This window comes from Micromonospora cathayae (genome assembly GCF_028993575.1).
Classification (GTDB): domain Bacteria; phylum Actinomycetota; class Actinomycetes; order Mycobacteriales; family Micromonosporaceae; genus Micromonospora; species Micromonospora cathayae.
In genome coordinates, this window is sequence record NZ_CP118615.1 from 5096289 (window position 1) to 5119548 (window position 23260).

21 protein-coding genes are annotated in these 23260 nt (G+C 73.6%); 6 read left to right on the forward strand and 15 right to left on the reverse strand.

All coding sequences use genetic code 11. From position 1 onward, the window contains the following. Nucleotides 1–4: 4 nt before the first annotated feature. Nucleotides 5–1606, reverse strand: a complete 1602-nt coding sequence (locus PVK37_RS22875; protein WP_275029738.1) for an ABC transporter substrate-binding protein — start codon at nucleotides 1604–1606, stop codon at nucleotides 5–7. A 172-nt stretch (nucleotides 1607–1778) separates the two neighbouring features. On the opposite strand from PVK37_RS22875, the gene PVK37_RS22880 reads away from it, so the two are divergent. Then, the gene (locus PVK37_RS22880) at nucleotides 1779–2957 is read left to right on the forward strand and encodes an MFS transporter (RefSeq protein WP_275029739.1); all 1179 of its coding nucleotides are present in this window, start codon (nucleotides 1779–1781) and stop codon (nucleotides 2955–2957) included. Between the two features lie 104 nt (nucleotides 2958–3061). Here the strand turns inward: PVK37_RS22880 and PVK37_RS22885 are convergent, their stop codons facing one another. The 10 genes from PVK37_RS22885 to PVK37_RS22930 all read right to left on the reverse strand — a co-directional run bounded on the left by PVK37_RS22885 (nucleotide 3062) and on the right by PVK37_RS22930 (nucleotide 14309). Next, the gene (locus PVK37_RS22885; protein ID WP_275029740.1) at nucleotides 3062–3925 is read right to left on the reverse strand and encodes an amidohydrolase family protein; all 864 of its coding nucleotides are present in this window, start codon (nucleotides 3923–3925) and stop codon (nucleotides 3062–3064) included. Nucleotides 3926–3958: 33 nt separating this feature from the next. Beyond that, the gene (locus PVK37_RS22890; protein ID WP_275029741.1) at nucleotides 3959–5344 is read right to left on the reverse strand and encodes a phenylacetate--CoA ligase family protein; all 1386 of its coding nucleotides are present in this window, start codon (nucleotides 5342–5344) and stop codon (nucleotides 3959–3961) included. Nucleotides 5345–5388: 44 nt separating this feature from the next. Beyond that, nucleotides 5389–6189 (reverse strand): IclR family transcriptional regulator, encoded by an 801-nt coding sequence (locus PVK37_RS22895; protein WP_275029742.1) that lies wholly within the window; start codon nucleotides 6187–6189, stop codon nucleotides 5389–5391. Between the two features lie 83 nt (nucleotides 6190–6272). After that, nucleotides 6273–7715, reverse strand: coding sequence for an MmgE/PrpD family protein (locus PVK37_RS22900; RefSeq protein ID WP_275029743.1), 1443 nt, complete (start codon nucleotides 7713–7715; stop codon nucleotides 6273–6275). Next, entirely contained in the window at nucleotides 7712–8557 is an 846-nt protein-coding gene (locus PVK37_RS22905) for a cyclase family protein (protein ID WP_275029744.1), read from the reverse strand. The genes PVK37_RS22900 and PVK37_RS22905 overlap by 4 nt, the downstream gene beginning before the upstream one ends. After that, the gene (locus PVK37_RS22910) at nucleotides 8554–9771 is read right to left on the reverse strand and encodes a CaiB/BaiF CoA transferase family protein (RefSeq protein WP_275029746.1); all 1218 of its coding nucleotides are present in this window, start codon (nucleotides 9769–9771) and stop codon (nucleotides 8554–8556) included. Before PVK37_RS22910 ends, PVK37_RS22905 begins: the two co-directional genes overlap by 4 nt. 122 nt (nucleotides 9772–9893) lie before the next feature. Beyond that, entirely contained in the window at nucleotides 9894–10886 is a 993-nt protein-coding gene (locus PVK37_RS22915) for an ABC transporter substrate-binding protein (protein ID WP_275029748.1), read from the reverse strand. A 74-nt stretch (nucleotides 10887–10960) separates the two neighbouring features. After that, nucleotides 10961–11743, reverse strand: a complete 783-nt coding sequence (locus tag PVK37_RS22920) for an ABC transporter ATP-binding protein (RefSeq protein WP_275029749.1) — start codon at nucleotides 11741–11743, stop codon at nucleotides 10961–10963. A gap of 2 nt (nucleotides 11744–11745) precedes the next feature. After that, nucleotides 11746–12870: a FecCD family ABC transporter permease gene (locus tag PVK37_RS22925; protein WP_275029750.1), complete on the reverse strand. Its 1125-nt coding sequence runs from the start codon at nucleotides 12868–12870 to the stop codon at nucleotides 11746–11748. 23 nt (nucleotides 12871–12893) lie between these two features. After that, a complete protein-coding gene (locus PVK37_RS22930) occupies nucleotides 12894–14309 on the reverse strand; it encodes an MFS transporter (RefSeq protein ID WP_275029752.1) in 1416 nt (471 codons plus the stop codon). Between the two features lie 298 nt (nucleotides 14310–14607). On the opposite strand from PVK37_RS22930, the gene PVK37_RS22935 reads away from it, so the two are divergent. From PVK37_RS22935 to PVK37_RS22950, 4 genes are read left to right on the forward strand one after another with little or no spacing between them, the layout of a single operon-like run. Further along, nucleotides 14608–15342 (forward strand): class I SAM-dependent methyltransferase, encoded by a 735-nt coding sequence (locus PVK37_RS22935; protein ID WP_275029754.1) that lies wholly within the window; start codon nucleotides 14608–14610, stop codon nucleotides 15340–15342. Further along, nucleotides 15339–16259: a Rossmann-like domain-containing protein gene (locus tag PVK37_RS22940; protein WP_275029755.1), complete on the forward strand. Its 921-nt coding sequence runs from the start codon at nucleotides 15339–15341 to the stop codon at nucleotides 16257–16259. The genes PVK37_RS22935 and PVK37_RS22940 overlap by 4 nt, the downstream gene beginning before the upstream one ends. Further along, nucleotides 16256–17224, forward strand: coding sequence for a GHMP family kinase ATP-binding protein (locus PVK37_RS22945; RefSeq protein ID WP_275029756.1), 969 nt, complete (start codon nucleotides 16256–16258; stop codon nucleotides 17222–17224). The genes PVK37_RS22940 and PVK37_RS22945 overlap by 4 nt, the downstream gene beginning before the upstream one ends. Nucleotides 17225–17243: 19 nt before the next feature. After that, nucleotides 17244–18296 (forward strand): pyridoxal-phosphate dependent enzyme, encoded by a 1053-nt coding sequence (locus PVK37_RS22950; protein WP_275029757.1) that lies wholly within the window; start codon nucleotides 17244–17246, stop codon nucleotides 18294–18296. An 87-nt stretch (nucleotides 18297–18383) separates the two neighbouring features. Here the strand turns inward: PVK37_RS22950 and PVK37_RS22955 are convergent, their stop codons facing one another. The 4 genes from PVK37_RS22955 to PVK37_RS22970 form a co-directional block, all read right to left on the reverse strand. Next, complete coding sequence (locus PVK37_RS22955; protein ID WP_275029758.1) at nucleotides 18384–19571, reverse strand: ABC transporter substrate-binding protein; 1188 nt, start codon at nucleotides 19569–19571, stop codon at nucleotides 18384–18386. A 288-nt stretch (nucleotides 19572–19859) separates the two neighbouring features. Beyond that, nucleotides 19860–20705: a phosphotransferase family protein gene (locus PVK37_RS22960; RefSeq protein ID WP_275029759.1), complete on the reverse strand. Its 846-nt coding sequence runs from the start codon at nucleotides 20703–20705 to the stop codon at nucleotides 19860–19862. Nucleotides 20706–20849: 144 nt separating this feature from the next. Then, complete coding sequence (locus tag PVK37_RS22965) at nucleotides 20850–21404, reverse strand: DUF6114 domain-containing protein (protein ID WP_275029760.1); 555 nt, start codon at nucleotides 21402–21404, stop codon at nucleotides 20850–20852. A 2-nt stretch (nucleotides 21405–21406) separates the two neighbouring features. Then, complete coding sequence (locus PVK37_RS22970) at nucleotides 21407–21988, reverse strand: DUF6230 family protein (protein WP_275029761.1); 582 nt, start codon at nucleotides 21986–21988, stop codon at nucleotides 21407–21409. Between the two features lie 593 nt (nucleotides 21989–22581). On the opposite strand from PVK37_RS22970, the gene PVK37_RS22975 reads away from it, so the two are divergent. After that, entirely contained in the window at nucleotides 22582–23235 is a 654-nt protein-coding gene (locus PVK37_RS22975; protein WP_275029762.1) for a Tat pathway signal sequence domain protein, read from the forward strand. The last annotated feature ends 25 nt before the right edge of the window (nucleotides 23236–23260 follow it).

Below are 23260 nucleotides of genomic sequence, written 5' to 3' on the forward strand. Positions count from 1 at the left end.
CCGTCTAGTCCTTCACCTTGGTGATCAGCTCCCAGGCCGGGTTGCCCGCCTGGTCCACCTTGAAGTCCCGGATCTTGTCGGAGCTGGCCCAGATGTCCGGCATGGTCATCACCGCCACCGACGGGACGTCCTCCTTGTAGATCTTCGACAGCTCGCAGAACGCCTGCTGCCGCTCCGGGGTGCCCTCCTCGGCCGACCGCAGCTTGCCGAACCACTCGTCGTACTTCGGGTTGGTGTAGCCGATGTTGTGCTGGGGGTACCCGGTGACCAGCCGCTCCAGCTGCACCGAGGCGTCCACGAACGGCGAGCTGCTCATGCCCCAGGCGAAGAAGTCGGCCCGCTCGGTGCGGTTGTAGTACACGTCGAGGTAGTTGGAGAACTCCATCGGGACGATCTCCACCGACTCGACCGCGTCCAGCTTGTTGACCATCTCGCCGATCGCCTGGGCCAGCAGGGTGTCGTTGAGGATGAAGCCCTGCGAGGTCTGGAACTTCAGCTTGAGGCCGGAGACCCCGGCGTCGGCCATCAGCTTGTTGGCCGCGGCCAGGTCGTACGGATACCGGGTGACGTCCTGGCAGTAGCCGGACATGAAGCTGGGTGCCAACTGGCCCTGGCCGACCTGCCCCTTGCCGCCCATCACGCCCTGCACCAGCGCGTCCAGGTCGAGGGACATCGCGATGGCCTGCCGGACCCGCACGTCGGTCAGCGGACCTTCGTCGGTGAACAGGTCCACCACGTACGTCCGGGGCTCGACCGCGTCGTAGAGGGTGAAGGCCCCGGACTCCAGGGACTTGATGGCGTCGATCGGGACCTTGGTGATGATGTCGACGTCACCGGCGCGCAGGGCGGCCACCCGGGCCGCGTCCTCCGGGATCGCCTTGAAGGTGATCGAGGCCGGCAGCGCCTTGCCCTGGCCGGAGTTGGGGTTCGGCACCAGCACGAGTTCCTTGCCGGGGACGAACTTCTCCACCATGAACGCGCCGGTGCCGATCGGCTTGACGTTGAACGCCTTCGCGCCCACCTGCGCGTGCTCCTTGGGCGGGACGATCGGCATCGCGCCGAGCAGCCGGGGCAGGATCGCCTCCGGGGCGCTCATGGTGAACCGGATGGTGGTGTCGTTGACCGCTTCGACCTCTTTGATGATGCCGAGCTTGCCGCGGATGCTCGCCTCGTTCTTCGGGTCGAGCATGAACTTGGTGCTGTAGACCACGGCGGCGGCGTCGACCGGTTCGCCGTTGGCGAACTTGAGGTCCTTGCGGAGGACGAACTCCCAGGTCAGGTCGTTGACGCGGGTCCACGACTCGGCGACGCCGGGCACCACCTTGGCGCCCTCGCCGAGGGTGTCGACCCGGGTCAGCAGCGACCAGACCGGGTACGCGTAGAAGGAACGTGGCGGGGAGGTGGCGGAGAACGCGTCGAGGTCGGGGTTGATCACCCCGACCCCGACGACGATGTCCGCCCCGGCCGCCCCCGGGGAGGTGTTCGCCTCCACCTCACTGTCCCCGTTGGACGAACTACAGGCAGTAGCCAGGAGGGCCACCACCCCGACCAGAGCAGAAACCTTCAGGGCTCTGAACCGGCCGAGAACTCCCGTCTTCGGACTCATCCCGGCACCCCTCTCCCAAGTGATTCGCACATCGATCCGCTTAGCGGAACAGCGTTTCTCCACACTAGGACCGGCTTCTCCGCAGTGTCAACGGCCCTGACGTGCCGTTATAGACCCGTGCTCGGGTTTACGGTACGTTCGGCGAAACATCGTTCCGCTGAATGGACCGCTTGTGGCGTCTTCCCCTCCGCTCGGTACCGGCGGGCTGCTCACCGTCACCGCCCTGTCCGCCGTCGGCGCCACCGGTTACGGAACGCTCGCCCCGGCGATGGCGGAACTCGCCGCCGCGTACCAGGTCTCGGAACCCGCCGTCGGGCTCCTCCAGGGTGTGATCGCGGTGCCGGGCATCGCGCTGACCGTGGCCCTGGGCGGCCTCTCCGACCGGCTCGGTCGCGGCCGGGTGGCGCTCGGCTGCCTGCTGCTGTTCACCGTCGCCGGCACCGCCTGCGCGCTGGTCGACTCGTTCGGCACGGCCGTCGCGCTCCGGGCGGTACAGGGAATCGGCTTCGCCGGCCTGCTGACCATTCCGCCGACCGTGATCGGCGAGGCGCTCACCGGCGCGGCCCGGCAACGCGGCCTGGCCGTCAACACCTTCGTGCTGACCGCCGCCTCCACCGTCGGCCCGGTGGCCGGCGGCGCGGTGGCCAGCCTCGGCGACCCGCGCCGCGCGTTCTGGCTCTACGCGCTGGGCGCGCTGCTGGTGCCGGGGACGATCCGGGTACTCGGGCTCGGCCCCGGGCGGCCGGCGACGCGCGGCGAACGCTCCGCCCGGCTGGTGGCCGACCTACGTCGGGCCGGCGCGCTCCGCACGGTGGTCGGCGCGCTGACCCTCACCACGGTCGTCATCGGCCTGATGACCGCGGCGACCGCGGCGATGCTCCCGCTGGCCCTGGACCGGGTCTTCGACGTGCCCCTGGCCGGCCGGGGCCTGCTCGTCGGGCTCAGCAACGTGGGCAGCCTCGCCGCCTCGGCGGCCCTGGCGGTGCTCGCCGGCCGGACCGCCGACCGGCAGGCCGCCCAGGTCGGGCTCGGGTTGTGCGCGACGGCCCTGCTGCTGACCGCCGCCGCCCCGGCGGTGTGGGTGGTCGCGGTCGCCGTGGTGCTCCTCGGCGTCGGGGTCGGCTGCGCGTACAACGCCTCCGTGCACGCCGTGTCCCGGCAGCCGGTCGACGGCCGGGGCATGCTGATCGGCGCCTGGTCGGCGTCGTCCCGGCTCGGCCAGGCCACCGGCCCGGCCGTGGGCGCGGTGCTGGTCGGCCTGGTCGGCCCGATGGCCGCGTTCGGGGTCGGTGGTGTCGCCGCCGCGGTCGCGGTGGTCGTCCTCGCCGTGGTGGGCCGCCGGCGGCGGTGAACCCCCGCCGGCCCGGGGAGGGCCGACCCCGGCGGCTCAGGGCGGGCCTACCCCGCCGGCGCGGAGCGACTGCGCCGGTCGGGCCGTAGCCACGCGGGACGAGGTCAGTCGGTGAGGCCGTACAGGCGCAGGGCGTTGTCGCGCAGCACGGCGGTGGCCGACTCCGGTCGCAGGCCCAGCTCGGCGAACTCCGTCATGGCCCGTTCCGGGTCGATCACCGGGTAGTCGGTACCGAAGAGCACCTTCTCCCGGCCGAAGGTGTTCATGAAGTGCACCAGGCTGGCCGGCCAGTGCTTCGGGGCGTACGCGTCGACCCCGATGTACACGTTGGGGTGCTTGTACGCGACCGCGATCATCTCCTCGGTCCACGGCCAGCCGATGTGGATGCCCACCAGCTTCAACTCGGGGAACTCGCAGGCCACCGTGTCGAGGGTGATCGGCCGGCCGACGCTGCGCAGCGGCCGGGCGTCGTCGTACCGCAGGCAGTGGCCGACCTGGAGCTGGATCGGCACGTCCAGCTCGGCGCACTTGGCGTAGATCGGGTAGTAGCGCCGGTGGTCCGGGGGCAGCCCGAACCAGTGCGGGTACGAGTGCGCGCCGACGAACCCGTACTCGGTGACCGCCCGTTCCAGGTGCCGCAGCTCGGCCATGCCGGCGGTCGGGTCCAGCCCGACCAGGCCACTGAACCGGTCCGGGTGCGCGGCGACCAGCTCGGCGACCGTCTCGACCTGGAGGTGGAAGCTGTTGACGTCGGTGGCCGGGCCGAGCTTCGCGGCGATCAGGAAGGACCGGTCGATGCCGGCCCGGTCCATCTTCGCCAGGTACTCCTCGATCGTCGTGCCGGGCAGCCGGTCCCCGGCACCGATCTTGCGACCGAGGAAGTCCTTCGACCAGGCCGGCCGGGCGGCCACGATCTCGGGGGTGTACGGGTTCACGACCACGTCGATGGCACCGGTACGCACTGTCACGACCTTTCCAGAGCAGCTACGGGGTCGGCGACGTCAGCCGGCCTGGCGGCGGTCGACGAGGCGACGGGGTTTGGCGTCGGCCAGCGGGTCGTAGATGTCGTCCACGCCGACCACCCGGACCTCGGGGGTGAGGTGGGTCAGGTCGCGGATCCGCGCCCGGACCGCCGGGACCAGCGTGTCGGCGTCCGCGCCGGCGACCGGGGCGAACTCCACCACCACGCCGTCGCCGGAGAGTTCGTCACCCGGACGCCGGTGGTCGAGGACCACCCGGTACTCGGCGACGCCGGCCAGGTCGACCAGGGCGTCCCCGAGCACGGTCAGGTTGACCAGGGTGCCGTTGACCTTGACCAGGTCCTTGGTCCGCACCGGCTGGGAGACGATCCGCTCGGCGGTCCGCCCGCAGGCGCAACGCTGCCGGGTCAACCGGACGATGTCGCCGACGGCGTACCGGAGGAAGGCGGTGCCCCGGGCCCGCAGGTGGGTGATCAGCAGCAGGCCGGGCTCCCCGTCGGGCACCGGCTCCCCGGTGGCCGCGTCGACGGTCTCCAGGTGGATCAGGTCCGGGGTGGGGTTGTGCCAGCCCGGCCCCTCCCCGCACTCGATCATCGACCAGCCCTCGGTGGAGCCGTACCGGTTGGCGATCCGGGCCGTCTCCGCGCCCACCGCGCGCAGCCGGGCCCGCAGGTCGTCGAGGCCGGCGGCGCTGGTCGCCTCGCCGGTGACGAAACACCAACGGACGGTGGGCAGTCGCAGTCCGCGTTCGGCGGCCCGGATCAGCACCCGGCGGACGAACCCGGACACCCCCCAGAGCACGGTCGCGCCGTGCGCCACCACCAGGTCGATCGCCTCGTCGAGGCGGCGGTGCACCGGCCAGTCCGGCGACGGGCGGCCGGTGTGGCCCTGCAGGATCGTCGCGCCGATCGCCGCCGCCGTCCGGTCGGCGCGGATCCGGGCGCCCATCGGGAACGGGGTGAGCGGGAACAGGTTCGCGATCACCTCGTCGGCGCCGAGGCCGAGCAGCCGGGCGCAGCGCCGGGCGTGCAGCAGGTACCCCCAGTCGTCGCTGGTGGTGACGTAGAGCGGGGCGGGCGCGCCGCTGGTGGTGCCGGTGGTGTAGATGACGTACGCCAGGGTGCGTTCGGCGACCGGCAGGTCGGCCGGGGCGGTCAGCCGGAAGGATTCGGGGTCGCCGAGGAAGTCCTGTTTGCCGGTGACCGGCAGCCGGGGCAGGTCGGCGACCCCGCGTACCCGTTCCGGGTCGACGCCGGTGCGCGCGAAGAGCCGGCGGTAGTGCGGGTGGTGCCGGGCCAGCAGCCGGACCTGCGCGGCGACCAGCGGGTCACGCAGCCGGTCCACCTCGTCGGGGTCCGCGTAGAGCAGCGAGTCGCCCGATAGGTCGAGCGCGGATGGCACCGACACCGCCGTTCCCTCCCGTGGGGCCGTCCGGCCCCACCGCCGGGGCGTCACTCCGTGGAGCGTTGCCCGATGATCTCCGACTCCCGGTGGCCCAGCAGGGCCGAGAGCCGTCGTACGCCGTCCAGCAGCGCGCCCGCCGCCTCGTCGATCTTCGGTTCGAAGCGGCGCAGCGGGCCGCACACGCTGATCGCCGCGATCGGCTTGCCGCGGTGGTCGAAGACCGGGGCGGCCACCGAGGCGGCGTCGGCCTGCCGCTCCCCCAGCGACCGGGCGTACCCGCGCTCGCGGATCCGGTCCAGGTCCGCGCGGAGCTGCTCGGGGGTGGTGATGGTGCTGTCGGTGAGCCGCTCGAACGGCCCGGTGGCCAGGTACGCGTCCTGCTCCTCGGGGTCGAGGAAGGCCAGCAGCGCCTTCGACGACGAGCCGGCGTGCAGCGGGTACGGGTGGCCGAGCCGCACCGACATGCGGATGTCGGTGGGCGGGGTCTCCTGGTCGATGTAGACCCGGGTCCAGCCGCTGCGGATGGAGAGCGTGGAGGTCTCCCGGGTGGCGGTGACCAGCTCGTGCAGGATCGGCTGGGCCATCCGGCGTACGTCGATGCCGTCGAGGTAGGTCAGGCCGAGCTTGAGCGCCGCGGGGCCGAGCGCGTACCGGCGGGTCTGCGGCTCGATCTGGATGTAGTCCTTCTCCAGCAGGGTCGACAGGATCCGGTGCACGACGGCCTTGGAGAGCCCCAGCGCCTTGGATATCTCGGTGACCCCGAGGGTGGACTCCCGGCGCTCGGTGAAGAGGGTGAGCACCTCCATCGCACGACCCACGGTGAGAATGGTCTTGCTGGTCTCGCTCACTGACAGTCCTTCCGCTGCGGCGTCCGACCGCGTCGGCACGAGACGCGGCGAACGAGATCGTACGCCGACAGCGGCGTCGTTCCTCACAGCGGAATACCGTTTTCGGACATCAGCGGGTCGAGCAGGTCGTCCACCGAGGCGGCGTCGGGCAGCGTCCGGGCGGCCTGGGCGATCGCGGTCACCCGCTCCGGGGGCAGCACCCGGCCGGCGTTGTCGCGGAACTTGCCGGCGACCTCGTCGTCGGTGAGCGGGCGCTGCGATCCGCCCCGGTTGGCGAGCACCGCCTCCTCGAGGAGCCGGCCGTCGGTGGTGCGGACCCGCAGCACGGCCGGGAACTGGTGCGGGAAGATCGCGTCGCAGCGCGGGTCGGCGACCACGGTGACCCGGCTCATCAGGTCCCGCCGGGCCGGGTCGCGGGCCAGTTCGTCGGTGAAGTCGTCCAGGCCGAGACCGAGACCGCCGCCGCCGAGCAGGGCCGCCGCGATGGTGTACGGACCGGAGAACTGCGCCTGGTAGCCGGTCTCCGGGGCCTGCTTGACGTCGAGCGGCTCGCCGATGGTCCGGACGGTGGCGGTGGGTACGGCCAGCTCGACGCTCGCCACGTCGGCGGGGCGCAGGCCGGCCGCGCGCAGCGCCAGCGCCGCGTCGATGCCGGCGTGGGTGAAGTGGTTCGCCGGGTACGGCTTGAAGAAGATCCCCGGCACCTCCCACCGCTGTCCCAGCCCGTCGATGACCGCCCCGGCGTCGAACTCGCCGCCGAGGAACGCCTGGAAGAAGCCGAAGCGGCCCTCCAGCAGGGTCGCCGGGCCGGTGATCCCGCGCTGGGCGAGCTGCGCCGCGTACACCCCGGCGTGCGCGGCCCAGCCGCAGTGCATCCGTTTCACGGTGCCGCCGGTGCGGTTGCCCTCGATGATCCCGGACGCCATGCTGGCGGCGATGCCCATCGCGTGCAGCACGCCGTCGGCCCCGAGACCGAGCAGCTTGCCGGCGGCGGCGGCCGAGCCGAGCGCCCCGCACATCGAGGTGGCGTGCTGGCCCCGTTCGAAGTAGCGGTTCGCCCCGGTGGCGGCGTCGTACCCGGCCATCCCGACCCGGACGCAGATCTCCAGGCCGACCGCGATGGCGGCGGTGACCTCCGCGCCGGTGGCCCGGGTCTGCTCGGCGACAGCGAGGGCCGCCGGGACCACGCTGGCGCTGGGGTGCAGCACCGACGGCAGGTGGGTGTCGTCGTAGTCGAGGGAGTGGGCGAGCACGCCGTGCGCGAACGCCGCCTCGCTGGCCGGCACCCGCTGCCGCAGCCCGATCACCCGGGCGTCGGGCCGGCCGCCCCGCTCGGCGACCAGGTCGAGCACGGCGACGCTGGTGGGCAGGGTGGTGGCGGCGACCGCGATACCCAGCACGTCCAGCACCCGCTGGGCGACGCTGCGCACCACCGGTTCGGGCAGCGGCTCGCCGGTCGGGCCGTACGTCACGGCGAAGTCGGCGAGCTGCCCGCCCAGGGTGGCCGTGACCGGTGTGGCGGTCATCCGGACACCACCACGGCGAGCGGGCGGACCGGGCTGCCGGTCGCGCCGACGATGTTCAGGTGGGCCAGCACCAGGGTGAACTCCCACACCCCGGCCTCGGCGAGTTCCTCCAGGGCCATCGCCTCGATGAGGTTGATGCCGTGTTCGGCGAGCAGCACCCGGTGCGCGGGCAGCAGGGCGTGTCCGCTGCCGGCGGCGAGCCGTTCGAACGCGATGGTGTCCGCGCCGGCCACCCGGACGCCCCGGGCGGCGATCCAGCGGGCCCCGTCCTCGCCGACCCCGGGTACCCCGGTGGCGTGCCCGATGTACGCCTCCCGGTCGTCGTACCGGCGGCCCCAGCCGCTGCGGACCAGGACCACGTCGCCCGGACCGACCGGGGTGCCCTGCCGGGCGACGGTGGCGTCCAGGTCGGCGGGGGTGATCTCGTACGCCGGGTCGAGGGCGGGCACGCCGAGCGCGGCCGGCACGTCGAGCAGCACCCCGCGCCCCACCAGCGGGGGCAGTTCGTCGATCGCGCCGGTGGTGAAGCCGCCGCCGGTCTGCGCGCGCATCGCGTCGGAGCCGTCGTGCAGCCGACCGTCGACGGAGACGTGCGCGAGGGCGTCGATGTGCGTGCCGACGTGGGTGCCCAGCGAGATCAGGTCGTTGGCGGCGGACATCCCGTCGGCCCGGTAGCTGTCCCCGTGCCGGCGGGGCAGGGTGTGCCAGAACGGCGGGTGGTTCGGCGACTGGGGCATGCCGATGCGCAACGGCCGGCCCAGGTCGAAGACCCGGACCCCGGCCGCGACGGCGGCGAGCAGGACGTCGCCCCGCCGCTCGCTCGGGATGGTCTCCACGGTCATCGCAGCACTCCCCGGTCTCGCAGCGCGGCGAGTCGGTCCGCGCTGATGCCCAGTTCCCCGCCGAGCACCTCGTCGGTGTCGGCGCCCACGTCCCGTCCGGTGAAACGGATCTCACCGGGGGTGGCGCTCATCCGGAACAGCACGTTCTGCATCCGGATGTGGCCCAGGTCCGGGTCGGGGACCTGGGTGATCATGTCCAGCGCCTGGACCTGCGGGTCGGCCAGGAGTTCGTCCGGCGCGTACACCGGGGCCACGGCGGCCCCGGCGGCGGTGAACGACTCGATCACGTCGTCCCGGGTCCGCTCGCCGATCCAGCCGGCCACGTACCCGTCGAGCAGGTCGGCGTGCCGGGCCCGGCCGGCGCCGGTGGCGAACCACTCCTCGGCGATCACCTCGGGGTGCCCGACCAGGGTCAGCACCCGTTCGGCGATGGAGTTCGCCGAGGTGGAGATGGCCACCCAGTGCCCGTCGGAGGTCTGGTACGTGTTGCGCGGCGCGTTGTTCAGCGACCGGTTGCCGGTGCGCTGCTGGACCACGCCGAGCTGGTCGACGTAGATCACGCTCGGCCCGACCGCCGTCATGATCGGTTCCAGGATGTCCAGGTCGATCTCCTGGCCGGTGCCGTCGCCGGTGGCCCGCGCGTAGAGGGCGGTCAGCACCGCCGTCGCGCCGGTGATCCCGGCGATCGAGTCGGCCAGCCCGAAGGCGGGCAGCATCGGCGGCCCGTCCGGCATCCCGGTGAGGTGGGCGAAGCCGCTCATCGACTCGGCGAGGGTGCCGAACCCGGGCCGGGCGGCGTACGGGCCGGTCTGCCCGAAGCCGGTGACCCGCAGCAGGACCAGCCCGGGGTTGAGCGCCCGCAGGTCCGCCCAGCCCAGGCCCCAGCGTTCCAGGGTGCCGGGGCGGAAGTTCTCCACCACCACGTCGGCGGTGCGGACCAGTTCCCGGAAGATCTCCTGACCCTCCGGGTCGCCGAGGTAGAGCCCGACGGTCCGCTTGTTCCGGCCGATCATCTTCCACCAGAGACCGACGCCGTTCTTGCTGAGGCCGTGGCCCCGCATGCCGTCACCGTGCCGCGGGTGCTCGATCTTGATCACGTCGGCGCCGAAGTCGCCGAGGATCTGGCAGGTCAACGGACCCGCCAGGATCGTCGACACGTCGAGCACCCGGACCCCTTCGAGCGCCCGTCGGCTCCGCGACTCCTGCCCGCCCACTCGGTCCCACTTCCGTCGTCCGAAGCCGTTCCGTTGATAGGAACGGCGTTCCTCGAACGGTACCGAGTGACGGACCCGCTGGTCAAGGAGATGGAACAGCGGTCAGCCAGGCGGAACAGCGGTCAGCGGCGGAGGTCACGCAGGTACCGGGCGAACTTCTCCAGCCCGTCGATGTTGCGCGGGCTGGAGATCCCCTCGTTGTAGTCGAGGACGAAGAACCGGTCGTTGACCACGGCCGGCAGGTTCCTCGTGGTCGGGAACGACCGGAGGAAGGCGATCTTCTCCGCCGCCGGCTTGTCGCCGTAGTCGAGGATCACGATGACCTCCGGCTGGGCCTGCACCACGGCCTCCCAGCTCACCTGGGTCCACCGGGCGTCCAGGTCGGCGAAGATGTTCCGGCCCCCGGCGAAGGAGATGATGTCGGTCGGCGGCACCTGCCGACCGGCGGTGAACGGCTGGTCGGTGCCGGAGTCGTAGAGGAACACCGGCAGCCGCTCCGCCGGGGCCTGGGCCGTCACGGCGGCCACCCGCTGCCGGTAGCCGCGGACCAGGTCCGCGGCCCGGTCCGGCACCCCGAAGATCCGGCCGAGCCGCTCCAGGTCGGTGTAGAGCCCCTCGAACGGGGCGACCCGCTCCGGGAAGCCCGGATAGTTGAAGCAGGACTCGGTGTGCAGGAAGCTCTGGATGCCGAGGGAGTCGAGGATCTCCGGGGTGATGCCGCGCTTGTCACTGAAGCCGGAGTTCCAGCCGGCCACCACCAGGTCCGCCCGCTCGTGCACGACCAGTTCCTTGTTGAGCAGGTCGTCGCTGAGGAACGTCACCCGGGCGTACTCGGCGGCCCAGGGCGAGCCGGTCACCGGCGGGTTGGCCGGCGGCATCACGTACCCGTGCACGTGCGCGGTCAGGCCGAGCGCGAACAGCTTGTCGGCGCTGCCGCCCTCGTAGACGACGGCCCGCTTCGGGGTGGTGTACTCCACCTGCTCGCCGCAGCGCGGCACGGTGACCGTGCCGGCCCCGGCACCGGCGTCGGTCACCTCCGCGCCGCAGGCGGTGAGCAGCAGGACGGCGGTCAGGCCGGCAGCCAGAGCGGCCCGGCTGGACGGGTGGAAGGTCACAGTCGTTTCTCCGTATCGGGGGTCGGGAATCGGGGCAGGTCAGACCCGGGGCAGGACGGGGCAGGGTGCGGGGGTCAGGGCAGGTCGGGCGGGGTGCGCAGGGAGTAGAGGAGCTGCGGGTCGCCGGTGAGCGGGTGGGCGACCACCGTGGCGGCCACCCCGAAGACGTCCCGGATCAGCTCCGGGGTGAGCACCTCCCACGGGGTGCCGACGGCGACCAACGCGCCGTGCGCCAGCACGCCGATCCGGTCGCAGGTGGCGGCGGCCAGGTTCAGGTCGTGCAGCACCACCAGTACGGTGACCTCGGTGCCCCGCAGCAGGGACAGCAGCTCGATCTGGTGCCGTACGTCGAGGTGGTTGGTCGGTTCGTCGAGCACCAGCAGTTCGGGTTCCTGGACCAGCGCGCGGGCCACCAGGACCCGCTGCCGTTCCCCGCCGGAGAGGCCGAGCACGCCCCGGTCGGCGAGGTGGTCGACGCCGAGCCGGGCCATCGCCGCCGCGCAGAGCTCCCGTTCGCGCGGGCTGAGGGCCCGGTTGCCGCGCAGGTGCGGGGCGCGCCCGAGGGCCACCACCTCGGCGACGGTGAAGTCCAGGTCGGTGCCGCCGTCCTGGGTGAGCGCGGCGACCGTGCGGGCGCTGTCCCGCAGCGCCAGCGTGGCGAGATCGGCCCCGCCGACGCGGACCACCCCCCGGGTCGGCCGCAGCGCCCGGTAGACGCAGCGCAGCGCGGTGGACTTGCCGGAGCCGTTCGGCCCGACCAGACCCACCGTCTCGCCCCGGCCGACGGTGAGGCACAGGTCGTGGACGAGCCGCCGGCCGTCCAGGGTGACGGTCACGGCGTCCAGGTGCAGGTCCATGGTCACCGCCCGCCGAACAGGTAGGCCCGCCGGCGCATCAGGGCGATGAAGACCGGCACCCCGACCAGGGCGGTGATCACGCCGAGGGGAAGTTCCCGGGGTGCCACCACGGTCCGGGACAGCAGGTCGACCCAGACCATGAACAGCGCCCCGGCCAGGGGGGTGACGGCGAGGACCCGGGCGTGGGTGGCGCCGACCACGATCCGGACCAGGTGCGGCAGTACCAGCCCGACGAAGGCGATCGCCCCGCTGACCGCGACCACCGCCCCGGTGACCAGCGCGGTGAGGACGAACAGCCCGGTGCGGGTCCGGCCGCTGTCGACGCCGAGGCTGGCGGCCGTCTCGTCGCCGAAGGTCAGCACGTCAAGCGTCCGGCTGTGGCGGTGCAGCAGGACGACCCCGACGAGGACCACCACGGCGACCGGCGGCAGCGTCCCCCAGGTGGCCGCGCCGAACCCGCCCATCGACCAGAACAGCAGGGTGGCGGTCGCCTCGCTGTCCGGGGAGAGGTACACGATCACCGCCATCATGGACTGGAAGCCGAACGACAGCACCACCCCGGTGAGCACCAGCCGCAGCGGGGTGAGTCCGGCCCGGCTCCGGGCGGCCAGGAAGACCAGCGCGGTGGCGACGAGCGCGCCGACGAACGCCCCGACCGAGACGGCGTAGCCGCCGGCCGCGGCGAGCCCACCGGTCACGGTGACCGCGACCGCGCCGACCGACGCGCCGGAGGACACCCCCAGCACGTACGGGTCGGCGAGCGCGTTGCGTACCAGGGCCTGCACCGCGACCCCGACCGCGCCGAGGCCGGCGCCGACGCAGGCGGCGAGGAGCACCCGGGGGGTACGGATCTGCCAGACGATCTGGTAGCGGGTCACCTCGTCGGCGGTGATGGTGCCGCCGGTGAGCCCGGCCCAGAGGTAGCGGGCGGTGTCGGCGGGCGGCACCGGGGCCGCGCCCGACCCGATCACCACCAGCACCGAACCGGCCAGCGCGACCAGCAGGACGGGCACCACCAGCGCCGGGGTGGCCCACCCGCGGCCGGGCGCGGCCCCGGGGCGGTCCTGGCGGCGGGTCGGGCCGCCCGGCGCGACGCCGGCCGGGGACGGGAGTTGACGCGGGAGCACCCGACCACTCCGATCATGAGTTCTCACCGGCGGCGGGCCGTCCCGGTCGCACCCGGACCGGCGGTCCCGGGGCCGGCGGCCGCGTCGTCCCGGGACCGTGTCGGGGTCGGGGTCGGGGTCGGGGTCGGTGCCGGGGTCGGGCGGGAGAAGTCCCGTGCCCCGGGCACCCGGGCGGCCAGCACCGGCGCCACAAGACACACCAGGGCGCAGCACCCGAGGACGACCGGCGCGCCGAACGCGTCGGCCGCCGGGGCGACGAGCGCCAGACCGACCGGGGCCAGGCCGTAGGAGAGCAGGAAGTCCAGGCTGGAGACCCGGGCCAGCCGGTCCGGGTGCACCTCCCGTTGGATGGCGGTGAACCAGGGGACGTTGAACAGTTCGATGCCGACCCCGGCCAGCACGTACGCCGTCACCAGCACCACCGCCGGCACGTCGAGGAGCAGGCTCAGCGGCGCGAAGGCGTAGGCGGCCAACCCGGCCAGCGCGCCCCAGCCCCGGGCCGCCGGCTGCCACCGGGCCACCAGCACCGCCCCGGCCAGGGCTCCCACCGCGTACCCGGTCAGCACCGCGGCCAGCACCGCCTCGGTGCCGTACCGGTCCCGGCTGACCAGCGGCAGCAGCACGCCGGTAGCGGAGTAGCCGGTGGCGATGACGGCGGTGAGCGCCCCCAGCCCACCCAGGAACCAGGGGTGCCGGCGCGCCTCGCGGAGCCCGTCGGTGAACTCGGCGACGAAACCGGCCCGGGATGCCCGGCCGACCGGCGTGGCCCGCTCCGACGTGGCCCGCTCCGGCGTGGTTCGTTCCGCCTGGTCGTGCCCTGGCGTCGCCCGCCCCGGCCGTCCCCGGCCCGGCGGTGGGACCAGGGCGGCCAGCAGCCAGAGCACGCCGATGCCGAACAGCAGCGACCCCACCTCGACGACGGTGGCGAGCAGGGCCACCAGGGCCGGGGCGACCAGGGTGGTCACCCGTACCGCCAGGGTGATGGCCGCGTTGGCCCGCTGCCGACGGTCCTCGGTCACCACTTCCGCGGTGAGCGCCTGGAAGGCGGGGCGGCACGCCCCCTGCCCCGCGCCCATCACCGCGGCGGCCAGCGCCATCACCACCGTCGACCGTCCCATCGCGACGGCCAGCACCGGGCTCGCCGACGCGGCGGCCAGGCCGGACCAGAGCACCACCCGGCGACGGGAGAGCCGGTCGGCGAGCACGCCGCCCACCGGCACGGCGACGAGGAAACCGACGGTCCGGGCGGCCAGCACCAGACCGAGCCCGACCCCGGAGAGCCGACGGTCGAGCACGGCCAGCCCCAACACGAAGGGCAACGCCCAGGTGCCCAGGCCCGAGGCCGTGGTGCCCGTCCACAGGCGCAGGAACGCGGGGTCCCGCAGCACCGCCCGTCGTCCGGTGGACGCCGGGCCGGGGGACACCGAGATTGCTGTCACGAACCGTCGCTCCTTCGTCGTACGCCGGAACCCGGGCACACCGGGCCGGCCACACCTCTCCCGCCGGCGCACCGAGACACGCTCGGTGACCGGTAGGACGCCGACCGGAAGCCTACATGACAACGGTTGTCATAGTCTTCAACCCCCCGACCAGCCCGTCGCGGGTCGGGACCGGAGGATGTCGGGTGTTGACCGCAATGAAAACCATTCCTATGATTCCCCATCGTGCACGCATCGTGACCCACAGTCGAGCCCGTCCGGCCGCGCGTCGGCGGACGACACCACACCAGGGAGCCGCATGGACCACACGACGACCGGACCGTCCCTTCTCGACGAGCTGCCACCACCCCTGCCGGCGGACCGGATCATCGCCCTCAACCAGCCCCGGGGCGACCTGCACACCGAACGCCGGTACGAGTGGAACGGCTGGGAGTTCGACGTACCGCCGGGAGTGTTCCTGCCCGGCGGTACCAGCCGGATGGTCCACGAACGACTTCTCGACGGCCGGATCCCGGTCGCCGGCCGGCGGTACGGCGCGATGGGCGTCGGCCTCGGCGTCGAGACGGTGGCCGCCGCGCACGCCGGTGCCGCCGAGATCTACGCGGTCGACGTCCACCCGCAGAGCGTGGCCACGGCGCAACGGCACCACCGGCGGCTCGCCGGCCACACCCCCGCGAGATTCGTCCCGGTGGTGGCGGACCTGTTCGACGGCTTCCCGGACGGGGTCCGGCTGGACGTGGTCACCTTCAACCCGCCCGCGGTCAGCCAGACCGTCAGCGACGATCCCGACGTGGTCCGCAACGTCTGCCGGGGCGCGCCCCTGCTGGCCGCCTTCTTCCGGCAACTCGCCGGCCGGGACGTGCTGGCCGCCGACGGTGAGGTGTTCCTCGTCGTCTCCAACACCGCCGACCTGCCGACGATCGTGCGACACGCGCTCGACGCCGGGCTGACCCCCACCGTCGACCACGTGCACGACTGGCAGGACGGCGTGTTCACGTACCTGTTCCGGATCCGGCCCGGGGCGGACGCGTGACCGCGCCACGCTGGACCGACCTGGGGCACCTGGTCGACGACGTGCTGGCCGGCCGGCTCGGCCCGGACCCGGCGACCACCGTCGCCACCAGCGTCTTCTGGCTGCACCACGGGACCCGCCTCGCCACCGGTGACACCACCTACCGCAACCAGTACGTCCTGGCGCGGTCGGGTCGGTCGTTCGGGGCCTGCGCGGTGGAGGCCGGCGAGGTCGACCCGGGGATCTGCGCGGACGCCTCCGGCCGGTCGCTGGCCGCCCTGATCACCGAGGGGCCGCCCGCCCTGCGGCTCGCCGCACTCGACGCCTACCTGGCCGAGCTACGGCCGCACCGGGACGCCACCGAGGCCGAACGGGTGACCCTGCCGGCCGGCCCGCCGCAGGTACGCGCCCGGGCCCGCGACGCGGCCGTCGCCGGGCTGCTCGACGTCGCGCCCGGGGCGAAGGTCGCCCTGATCGGCGTGGTCAACCCGCTGGTCGCGGCGATCCGGGACCGGGGCGCGGTCTGTCTGCCCTGCGATCTGCACCTGCGCACCACCCAGTGGGGCGAGCCGGTCAGCGACTCGGCGGCCGAGGTGCTCGCCGCCGCCGACGCGGTCGTGGCGACCGGGATGACCCTGGGCAACGGGTCGTTCGACCAGATCCTGCGGCACTGCCGGGACCGGTCCGTGCCGCTGGTCGTGTACGCGCAGACCGGCAGCGCGGTGGCGCGCGCCTTCCTGGGGGCCGGGGTGACCGCGCTGTCCGCCGAGCCCTTCCCGTTCTCCCAGTTCAGCGCCGACCCGACCGTGCTGTACCGGTACCGGGCCCCGGTGCCCCGCCCCGCCGATCCGCCGACCCGGCCCGCCGCGGCGACCCGATCCGACGCGGCGGGACCGGTGCCGGCCGGGCCGGCCCGCGACACCGACGGCCCGTCGTGACCGGCCCGGTCGGCACCGCGACCCGCCACCGGCGCGACGGCGGCCGGACCACCGGGTCCAGCGGGTTCGACGGGCCGGTCGGGGTCGGGCACGCGCCCTGCCACCACGGCGAGATCCTCCAGGGCGTCTTTCTCGACGCCGACGGACAGCCCTGCCGTGGGCTGGTCACCCTGCCGGTGCCCGGGACGGGCAGCACCGCCGCGTTCGTCCGCCGGCCGGGCAGCCCCGCCAACCGGCTGTCGGTCTGGCCCGCCGACCGGGACAAGGCGCGCCGGGCCGCCGCCATCGCGGTGGCCGAGTGCGCGGACCGGACCGGCGATCCGCCCTGCGGCGGCCGGCTCCGGGTACACGGCGACGTGCCGATCGGCATCGGCATGGGCTCCTCCACCAGCGACGTCATCGCGGCGGTCCGGGCGGTCGCGGCCAGTTTCGGGGTCCGGCTGCCGCCCGAGGTGGTGGCCCGGATCGCCGTCCGGGCGGAACGGGCCTGCGACCCGTTGATGCTGGACGGCACCGCGGCCCTGTTCGCCTCCCGGGAGGCCCGGGTACTGGAGGAGTTCGGCCGGCCACTGCCCGCCGTCGTGGTGCTCTCCTGCACCACCGGCGGCGGCCGGCCGGTGGACACCCTGACGCTACCCACCCAGCCCCGCCGGGAGGTCCCGGCGTACGAGGAGCTGCGGGCGGCCCTGCGGCAGGCGGTCGCCGCCGCCGACCTCGGGCTGCTCGGCCAGGTCAGCACCGAGAGCGCCCGACGCAACCAGGCGCTGCTGGCCAAGCCGGAACTGGACCTGCTGGAACGGGTCGCGGCCGGTAGCGGGGCGGTCGGCGTACAGGTCGCGCACAGCGGCAACGTCGCCGGACTGCTCTTCGACCCGGCCGCGCCCGACCTGCCCGACCGGCTGCGCCGGGCCGCCCGACGCCTGGCGGCGCGGGGCCTGCCGGTGGGCCGGACCTTCGAGATCTGAGCCGGGAGGCGGACACACCGTGTACGACCACATCGCCGACGCCATGGGTGAGCCGGACCTGATCCGGGTCGACGACGGACTGTTCTGTCTACGGTTCGAGACGATGAAGATCGTCTCCGCGCTGGCCGCCGTGCGGAGCCTGCTCGACCAGGGGGTGATCCGGCCGGGCGACACCCTGCTGGACAGCTCCAGCGGCATCTACGCGTACGCGCTCGCGCTGGCCTGCCACCGGTACGGCCTGCGCTGCCGGATCGTCGGCTCGACCACCGTCGACCCGACGCTGCGCGCCCAACTCGCCGTGCTCGGGGCCCGACTCGACCAGATGGCCCCCTCGGACAGTCTCCGGCTCGACCAGAACCGCCGGGTCGCGCGGATCCGGGAGATCCTCGCCGCGCACCCGGAGTACCACTGGATGCGCCAGTACCACGACCGGATCCACTACCAGGGCTACCGGGCGGTCGCCGACCGGATCCGCCGGGACCTGGACACCCGGGACCTGACCGTGGTGGGTGGGGTCGGTTCGGGGGCGTCCACCGGCGCGCTCGCCCGGTACCTGCGGCAGCACTCACCGGCGGTACGCCTGGTCGGGCTGCAACCGTTCGGCAGCATCACCTTCGGCGCCGGACACGTCGCCGACCCGGACATCATCATCGCCGGGATCGGCAGCTCGATCCCGTTCGACAACGTGGACCACGGGTCGTACGACACGATCCACTGGGTGGGTTTCGAGGCTGCCCGCACGGGCAGCGTGGACCTGCTGCGCCGGCACGCCGTCTTCGCCGGGCTCTCCACCGGGGCCGCCTACCTGGCCGCCCGCTGGGAGCGCGGGCACGGCGGGAACGGCCCGGTGCTGTTCGTCGCCGCCGACACCGGCCACCGGTACGTCGAGGCGGTGTTCGCCCGGCACGAGGAGGTACCGGACCTGGCCGAGCTGGCGCCCCGGCAGGTCGACGCCCTGGACGACCTGGGCCTGCCCTGGTCGCGGATGGCGTGGGGACGGCGGCCGGCACCGTCGGAGGTCACCGCCGGGACGTACGGCGCCGACCCGCCGGGACACCGGCCGGCCGCGTGACCCAGGCGGGCCGGGACACCGGCGGGCCGGCCACCCCGCGGTGTCCGTCCGGTCGTCCCGGCGGACGGACACCGCGCCGACCGGCCGTCAACAGGCGGTGGGTGGCACGTCGGCCGGCGGAACGGTCCGGAAGTGCACGGCACGGCCGCCGACGACCCGGAGCACCGTCAACGGCCGGCCGATCGGGGCGTGGCAGACCGCGCTGTAGCTGGTCGGCCCGACCAGTAGCGGCTCGTCCTGGAACGACTCGAGGGCGCGGGCCAGTTCCGGTCCCGTGGCGGTGCCGGCCTGGGCCACGCCCCGGGCGACGGTCTGGACGGCCAGGTAGCCGTAGAGGGCGTAGCGGGCCGAGCCGGTGAACGGCACCGTCGCGAGCAGGTCGGCCACCCCGGGCCTCGGGTCGTCGTCCGCCGTGGCGACCAGGGCGGGGTGGTAGATGTTGGTCAGGCCCGGCAGGACGGTGGACCAGGAGACGCCGTCCACCCCGGAGCCGGTGTAGACGGGCAGCTTGACCCGCGCGGCACGCACCTGCCGGATGGCGTCCACCCCGGCCCCCGGGTCGGCGCAGAGCACCAGGGCGTCCGCCCGGTCGGCCGCCCTGATCCGGTCGACCTGACCGGCGAGGGACCGCCTGAGGTCGGTGAAGGTGCCCCGGCCGGCGACGCTCCCCTCCCCGGCGAGCCGCTCCCAGGCCGTCTCGAACTCCGCGCAGAGCGCCGTCGCCGCCGGGTTGTCGGCCTCCACCAACAGGTACGGCTTGCGTGCCCGCTGCCCGTACGCCGTCTGGGCCAGCACCACCGACTCGGTCGGACCACCCTGGTACAGGTTGAAGTGCAGCGGGCCGAGGCCGCGCAGCGCGAACTGCGGTGCGTCCGAACCGCCGACGGACACCTTGTTCTCCCGCCGCGCGGCGAGCGCGGCGGGTGCTCCCAGTTCGCTGTCGGCGCTGGTCACCACCACGTCCGCGCCCCGGTTCAGCACGTCCCGGGCGGCGGCACCGACCCGGGTCGGGTCGCTGCCGTGATCGGCGGTGATCAGCTCCACCGGTCGACCGTCGATCCCCCCGACGGCGTTGATCTCCTCGATGGCCCGGCGCATCCCGGCGATCTGCTCGGTGTCGTGGACGGCGAACGCCCCCGATCGCGCCCCCACCAGCCCGATCACGATCGGCCGGGTGAACTGGCCGGCGCCGGTGGCGGGATCGTCACCGCCGGTCCGGCATCCCCCGGCCAGCAGCACGGCGACCGCCGTCAGCGCCACCGCCAGTTTCCGCACCGCTCACCTCCGCCGTCGCCGGGCGGTGGACGGCTCGGAGCCGTCGTCGGCAGCGGCACGGGCACCGTCGGGGGCGACACGGGCATGTTCCGCGTCGGGCGTGAGCCGTTCGTCGAACTCACGCTCCGCATGGACGATGACCTGGTCAGCCATGGCGGTTCTCCGGCGACGACACGCCGACCCTCGGCGGTGGTGGAACGCTATGCGCCCCACCGCCGGGCCGTCAACGACGACTTCGTCACGGCCGGGCTCGCGGTCACCGGCGGGGTGGGCCGCCGGAGCAGCCGGTCAGGCGAAGGTGCGCGCGAGGTGGCGGAGGGCGGCGTCGGTGTAGCGGCGGTCGCCGGTGTCCAGACCGAAGGCGAGGTCTTCGAGCAGGAAGCAGCGGGCCAGGAAGGCCGCCCGGTCCAGCAGCCCGGCGTCGCCCCGGGTGTCCGACCCGGCGCACACCCGGGCGGCGAACTCCGGACCGAGGTCACGGTAGAGCCGGCCGAGGTCCCGGGCGGGATCGGTCAGCGCGGCGTCGGACCAGTCGATCACCCCGGTCAGCGTGCCCCGGTCCCGTCCCACGAGCAGGTGCTCGGCACCGAGGTCGTGGTGGCAGAACACCACGGCGCTGGGCTCGGCGGGCGCCGGCGACGCCAGGAAACGTTCCACCCCCCGCCGGGCGTCCGGACTGAGCGCGGGAGCCACCCGGGGCAGGGTTTCCGCCGCCTCGGCCAGGAAGACGTCGAGGGGGTCGTCGTCGTACTCGACGAGACCGGCGACGAGCCGCTCGGGCAACCCGTGCACCGCCAGCAGGAACGCGGTGACCTGGTCGACCAGGGCCGTCGGGTCGGTGGGTGGGTCGTCGAGCAGGGAGGTGCCGGGCAGTTTCCGCACCACCAGCAGCCCGGCCCGCGGGTCGGTGGCGACGACCTCGGGCACCGGCACCGGCGACACCGAGGCGACCACCGCCAGCAGCCGGGCCTCGCGGTCCACCGCCGTCGGATCGTCGTCCGGATCCCGCTGCCGGCGGACCACGAACACACCGTCGACGTCGTACGCCTCGTGGTCGGTGCCGCCGCCCAGGGCGGTGACCGTCCCGGGTGCCCGACCGAGCAGTCGCCGCACCCCTTCGACCAGGTCCTCCACGTGTCTCCCCGTCTGCCGTCCGGCGGACCCGCCCGGCCGGCCGGAGCCCCACCGCCCCACCCGGGGTACCGGGGTGGGCCGGGCTCCCGCCGCGCGGGTCCCGCACGCATGGTGCCAGCACCGGGCGGTTCGCGCCCGCCCGGTTCACCGTCCGGGCGGTACCGCCTCGCCGGACGACGGTGCGGCCAGCTCAGCGGACGGCGGTACCGCCGGCTCGCCGGAGGGTGGTGCGGTGACCTCGCCGGACGGCGGTTCCGCCGGCTCGCCGGAGGGTGGTGCGGCCGCCGGGGGCGGTGCCGCCGACGGGGCTGTCGGGACCCGGGGGCGGACCGTCCAGGCCAGGGCCAGGCAGCCGCCGACCAGGGTCAGCACCATGCCGACGCCGAACCCGCCCAGGTTGGAGGTGAGCCAGGAGACCAGCGCCAGGATGATCGCCACGATCGCGTAGAAGACCCGTTGCGCCGGGGTGACCAGCAGCAGCACACCGCAGGTCAGCAGCACCACCGGCACGAAGTAGCCGGCCAGGCCCTGGAGACCGACGTGCAGGACGACCGGCAGGGGCGCCCACACCGAGGCCAGGATCTCGGCCCCACCGAGCACGACCAGGAGGCCGCCCCAGAAGGGCCGGGTCCGCCGCCAACGCCGGAACCGTCCCGGGCGGGCGGGTGTCGTACCGGAGCCGGGCCGCGCGGCGGCCATCGTCAGCAACCCTCCGACGCGAAGCTCATCCGCAGGTTCGGCAGGGTGAAGGCGGCGGCCGTGGTGGCCCAGTTCTGCTGCCGGACGTCCTCGATGACGACGGTGTCCGACTGCTGGGCGAAGATGCCGATCCCGCCCCGGACGCCGGGGACGCGGTCGAGGGTGCTGGCGTCCACGCCGACCTCGATGTTGCCGAAGTCCGCGTGACCGGCGATGCTCTCCGAGTCCACCACCAGGGTGCGCGCCTTCACCGGTTTCCCGGCGTTGCCGGCGGTGATCTTCAGGACCATTCCGCCCATGTCGACGCTCTGGCACAGGTTGGTCAGCTCGGCCCGGTCGATGGCCGAGACGATCACCACCACCTGTCCCCCGGTGTCCCCCTCGTTGGGGCTGCCCTCGACCATGTGGTCCAGCGCGGCGAACTGCTCGAAGCCGGTGCCGGTGAGCCGGTCGGCGGTCACCGTGAACGGCAGGCCGGAGATGGAGAACTGCGCCGCCAGGACGCCCTGCGCGGTGAGCAGCACCATGGCCGCGCTGAGCGCCCCGGTGCCGAGCAGCGCCGGAAAGAAGCGACGCCATCGCACGCGGCCCTCCTCCGCACCGGCGGTGGTTTCCTGCGTGGTATCGACAGACGACATGACCGACTCCCTTGATCACATGCACTGTGCGGGGGTTGTCAACGGTGGTGACGGCACCGGTCCGCTGGAAGTTACCGCCGGGTACGGTATGGGGTCAAGGAATCCGCCGGCCACCGTGCACCGATGTGAAAACAGGCAAAAACCTCGATCAATTGACCACAAAACGGTTTCTTGACGGCATCACCCCGACGGGCTTATAACTTCGACAACATTCGTCAACCGTCGTCATGACACCGCTTCGCCTCGGCCAAGGGAGTGCCGCATGGTCCTCGACGCGGACGACCGGAGCGGGTTCGACGACCGACCCGGAGGGCAGGTGCCGCGGCCCCGCCGCGCCATCCCACCCACCCGGCTCCCCCACTGAACGACGCGCGCCGCCCGCCGCCGGTCCGTCCCGACCGGCGCCGGGCCGGCTCCGTCGTGCCCGTCCACCCGTGCCCCCGGCCGAACCGGAACCCGGCCGGGCGGTGGACGCCACCCGAGAAGGGAGGGCACGCCCGGCACCACCACCGGCACCACACCACACCCTGGGAGAAGCCATGCGCAGGTACGTGTACCTCGCCGTCACCACCGTGACGGCACTGCTCACGGTGCTCGCCACCGGCGGACCGGCCGCCGCCGCGGGCAACGTGCTCACCTACGGCAGCACGGGCGGCACCGCCGTCGGCGTCGGGCAGACCCTGAACGCGGGTCTGAAGACCGGCACCACCGCCAACCTCTACAACTCCGCCACCGGAACGACCGGTGTGCGGTGCGCCCAGTCCACCTTCGGGGCCACCGTCACCGGCAACCCGACCGCGCCCGGGACGGCCACCGAGAGCCTGGGCACGCAGACCGTCAGCAGTTGCACCAGCAACGTCGTGGGGGTGATCGGGGTCCGGGGCATCACGGTGAACAACCTGCCCTACGTGACCTCGGTGACCAGCGGGAAGGTCGTGACCATCACCGGCGGAGCGGCCGGCCCGATCGAGACGACCGCGACCCTGAGCACCCTGCTGGGCACCATCACCTGCGTCTACCGGGCCAACGGCAACAAACTCGTCGGCACGGCGAACAACGCGGACACCTCGATCACCCTGGTCAATCAACCGTTCACCAAGGTCTCCGGTCCCGGCACCTGTTTCACCACCGGGTATTTCAGCGTCACCTACGCGCCGGTGACCGGTCCGGGTGGTGCCGTCTACGTGAACTGACATCCGACATCGCCGAATCCGAGCA

Excerpts from the sequence above, each read along its gene's own strand:
- PVK37_RS22875 (WP_275029738.1), bottom strand. The coding sequence starts at position 1,606 with ATGAGTCCGAAGACGGGAGTTCTCGGCCGGTTCAGAGCCCTGAAGGTT.
- PVK37_RS22900 (WP_275029743.1), bottom strand. The coding sequence starts at position 7,715 with ATGACCGCCACACCGGTCACGGCCACCCTGGGCGGGCAGCTCGCCGAC.
- PVK37_RS22905 (WP_275029744.1), bottom strand. The coding sequence starts at position 8,557 with ATGACCGTGGAGACCATCCCGAGCGAGCGGCGGGGCGACGTCCTGCTC.
- PVK37_RS22920 (WP_275029749.1), bottom strand. The coding sequence starts at position 11,743 with ATGGACCTGCACCTGGACGCCGTGACCGTCACCCTGGACGGCCGGCGG.
- PVK37_RS22935 (WP_275029754.1), top strand. The coding sequence starts at position 14,608 with ATGGACCACACGACGACCGGACCGTCCCTTCTCGACGAGCTGCCACCA.
- PVK37_RS22965 (WP_275029760.1), bottom strand. The coding sequence starts at position 21,404 with ATGGCCGCCGCGCGGCCCGGCTCCGGTACGACACCCGCCCGCCCGGGA.
- PVK37_RS22975 (WP_275029762.1), top strand. The coding sequence starts at position 22,582 with ATGCGCAGGTACGTGTACCTCGCCGTCACCACCGTGACGGCACTGCTC.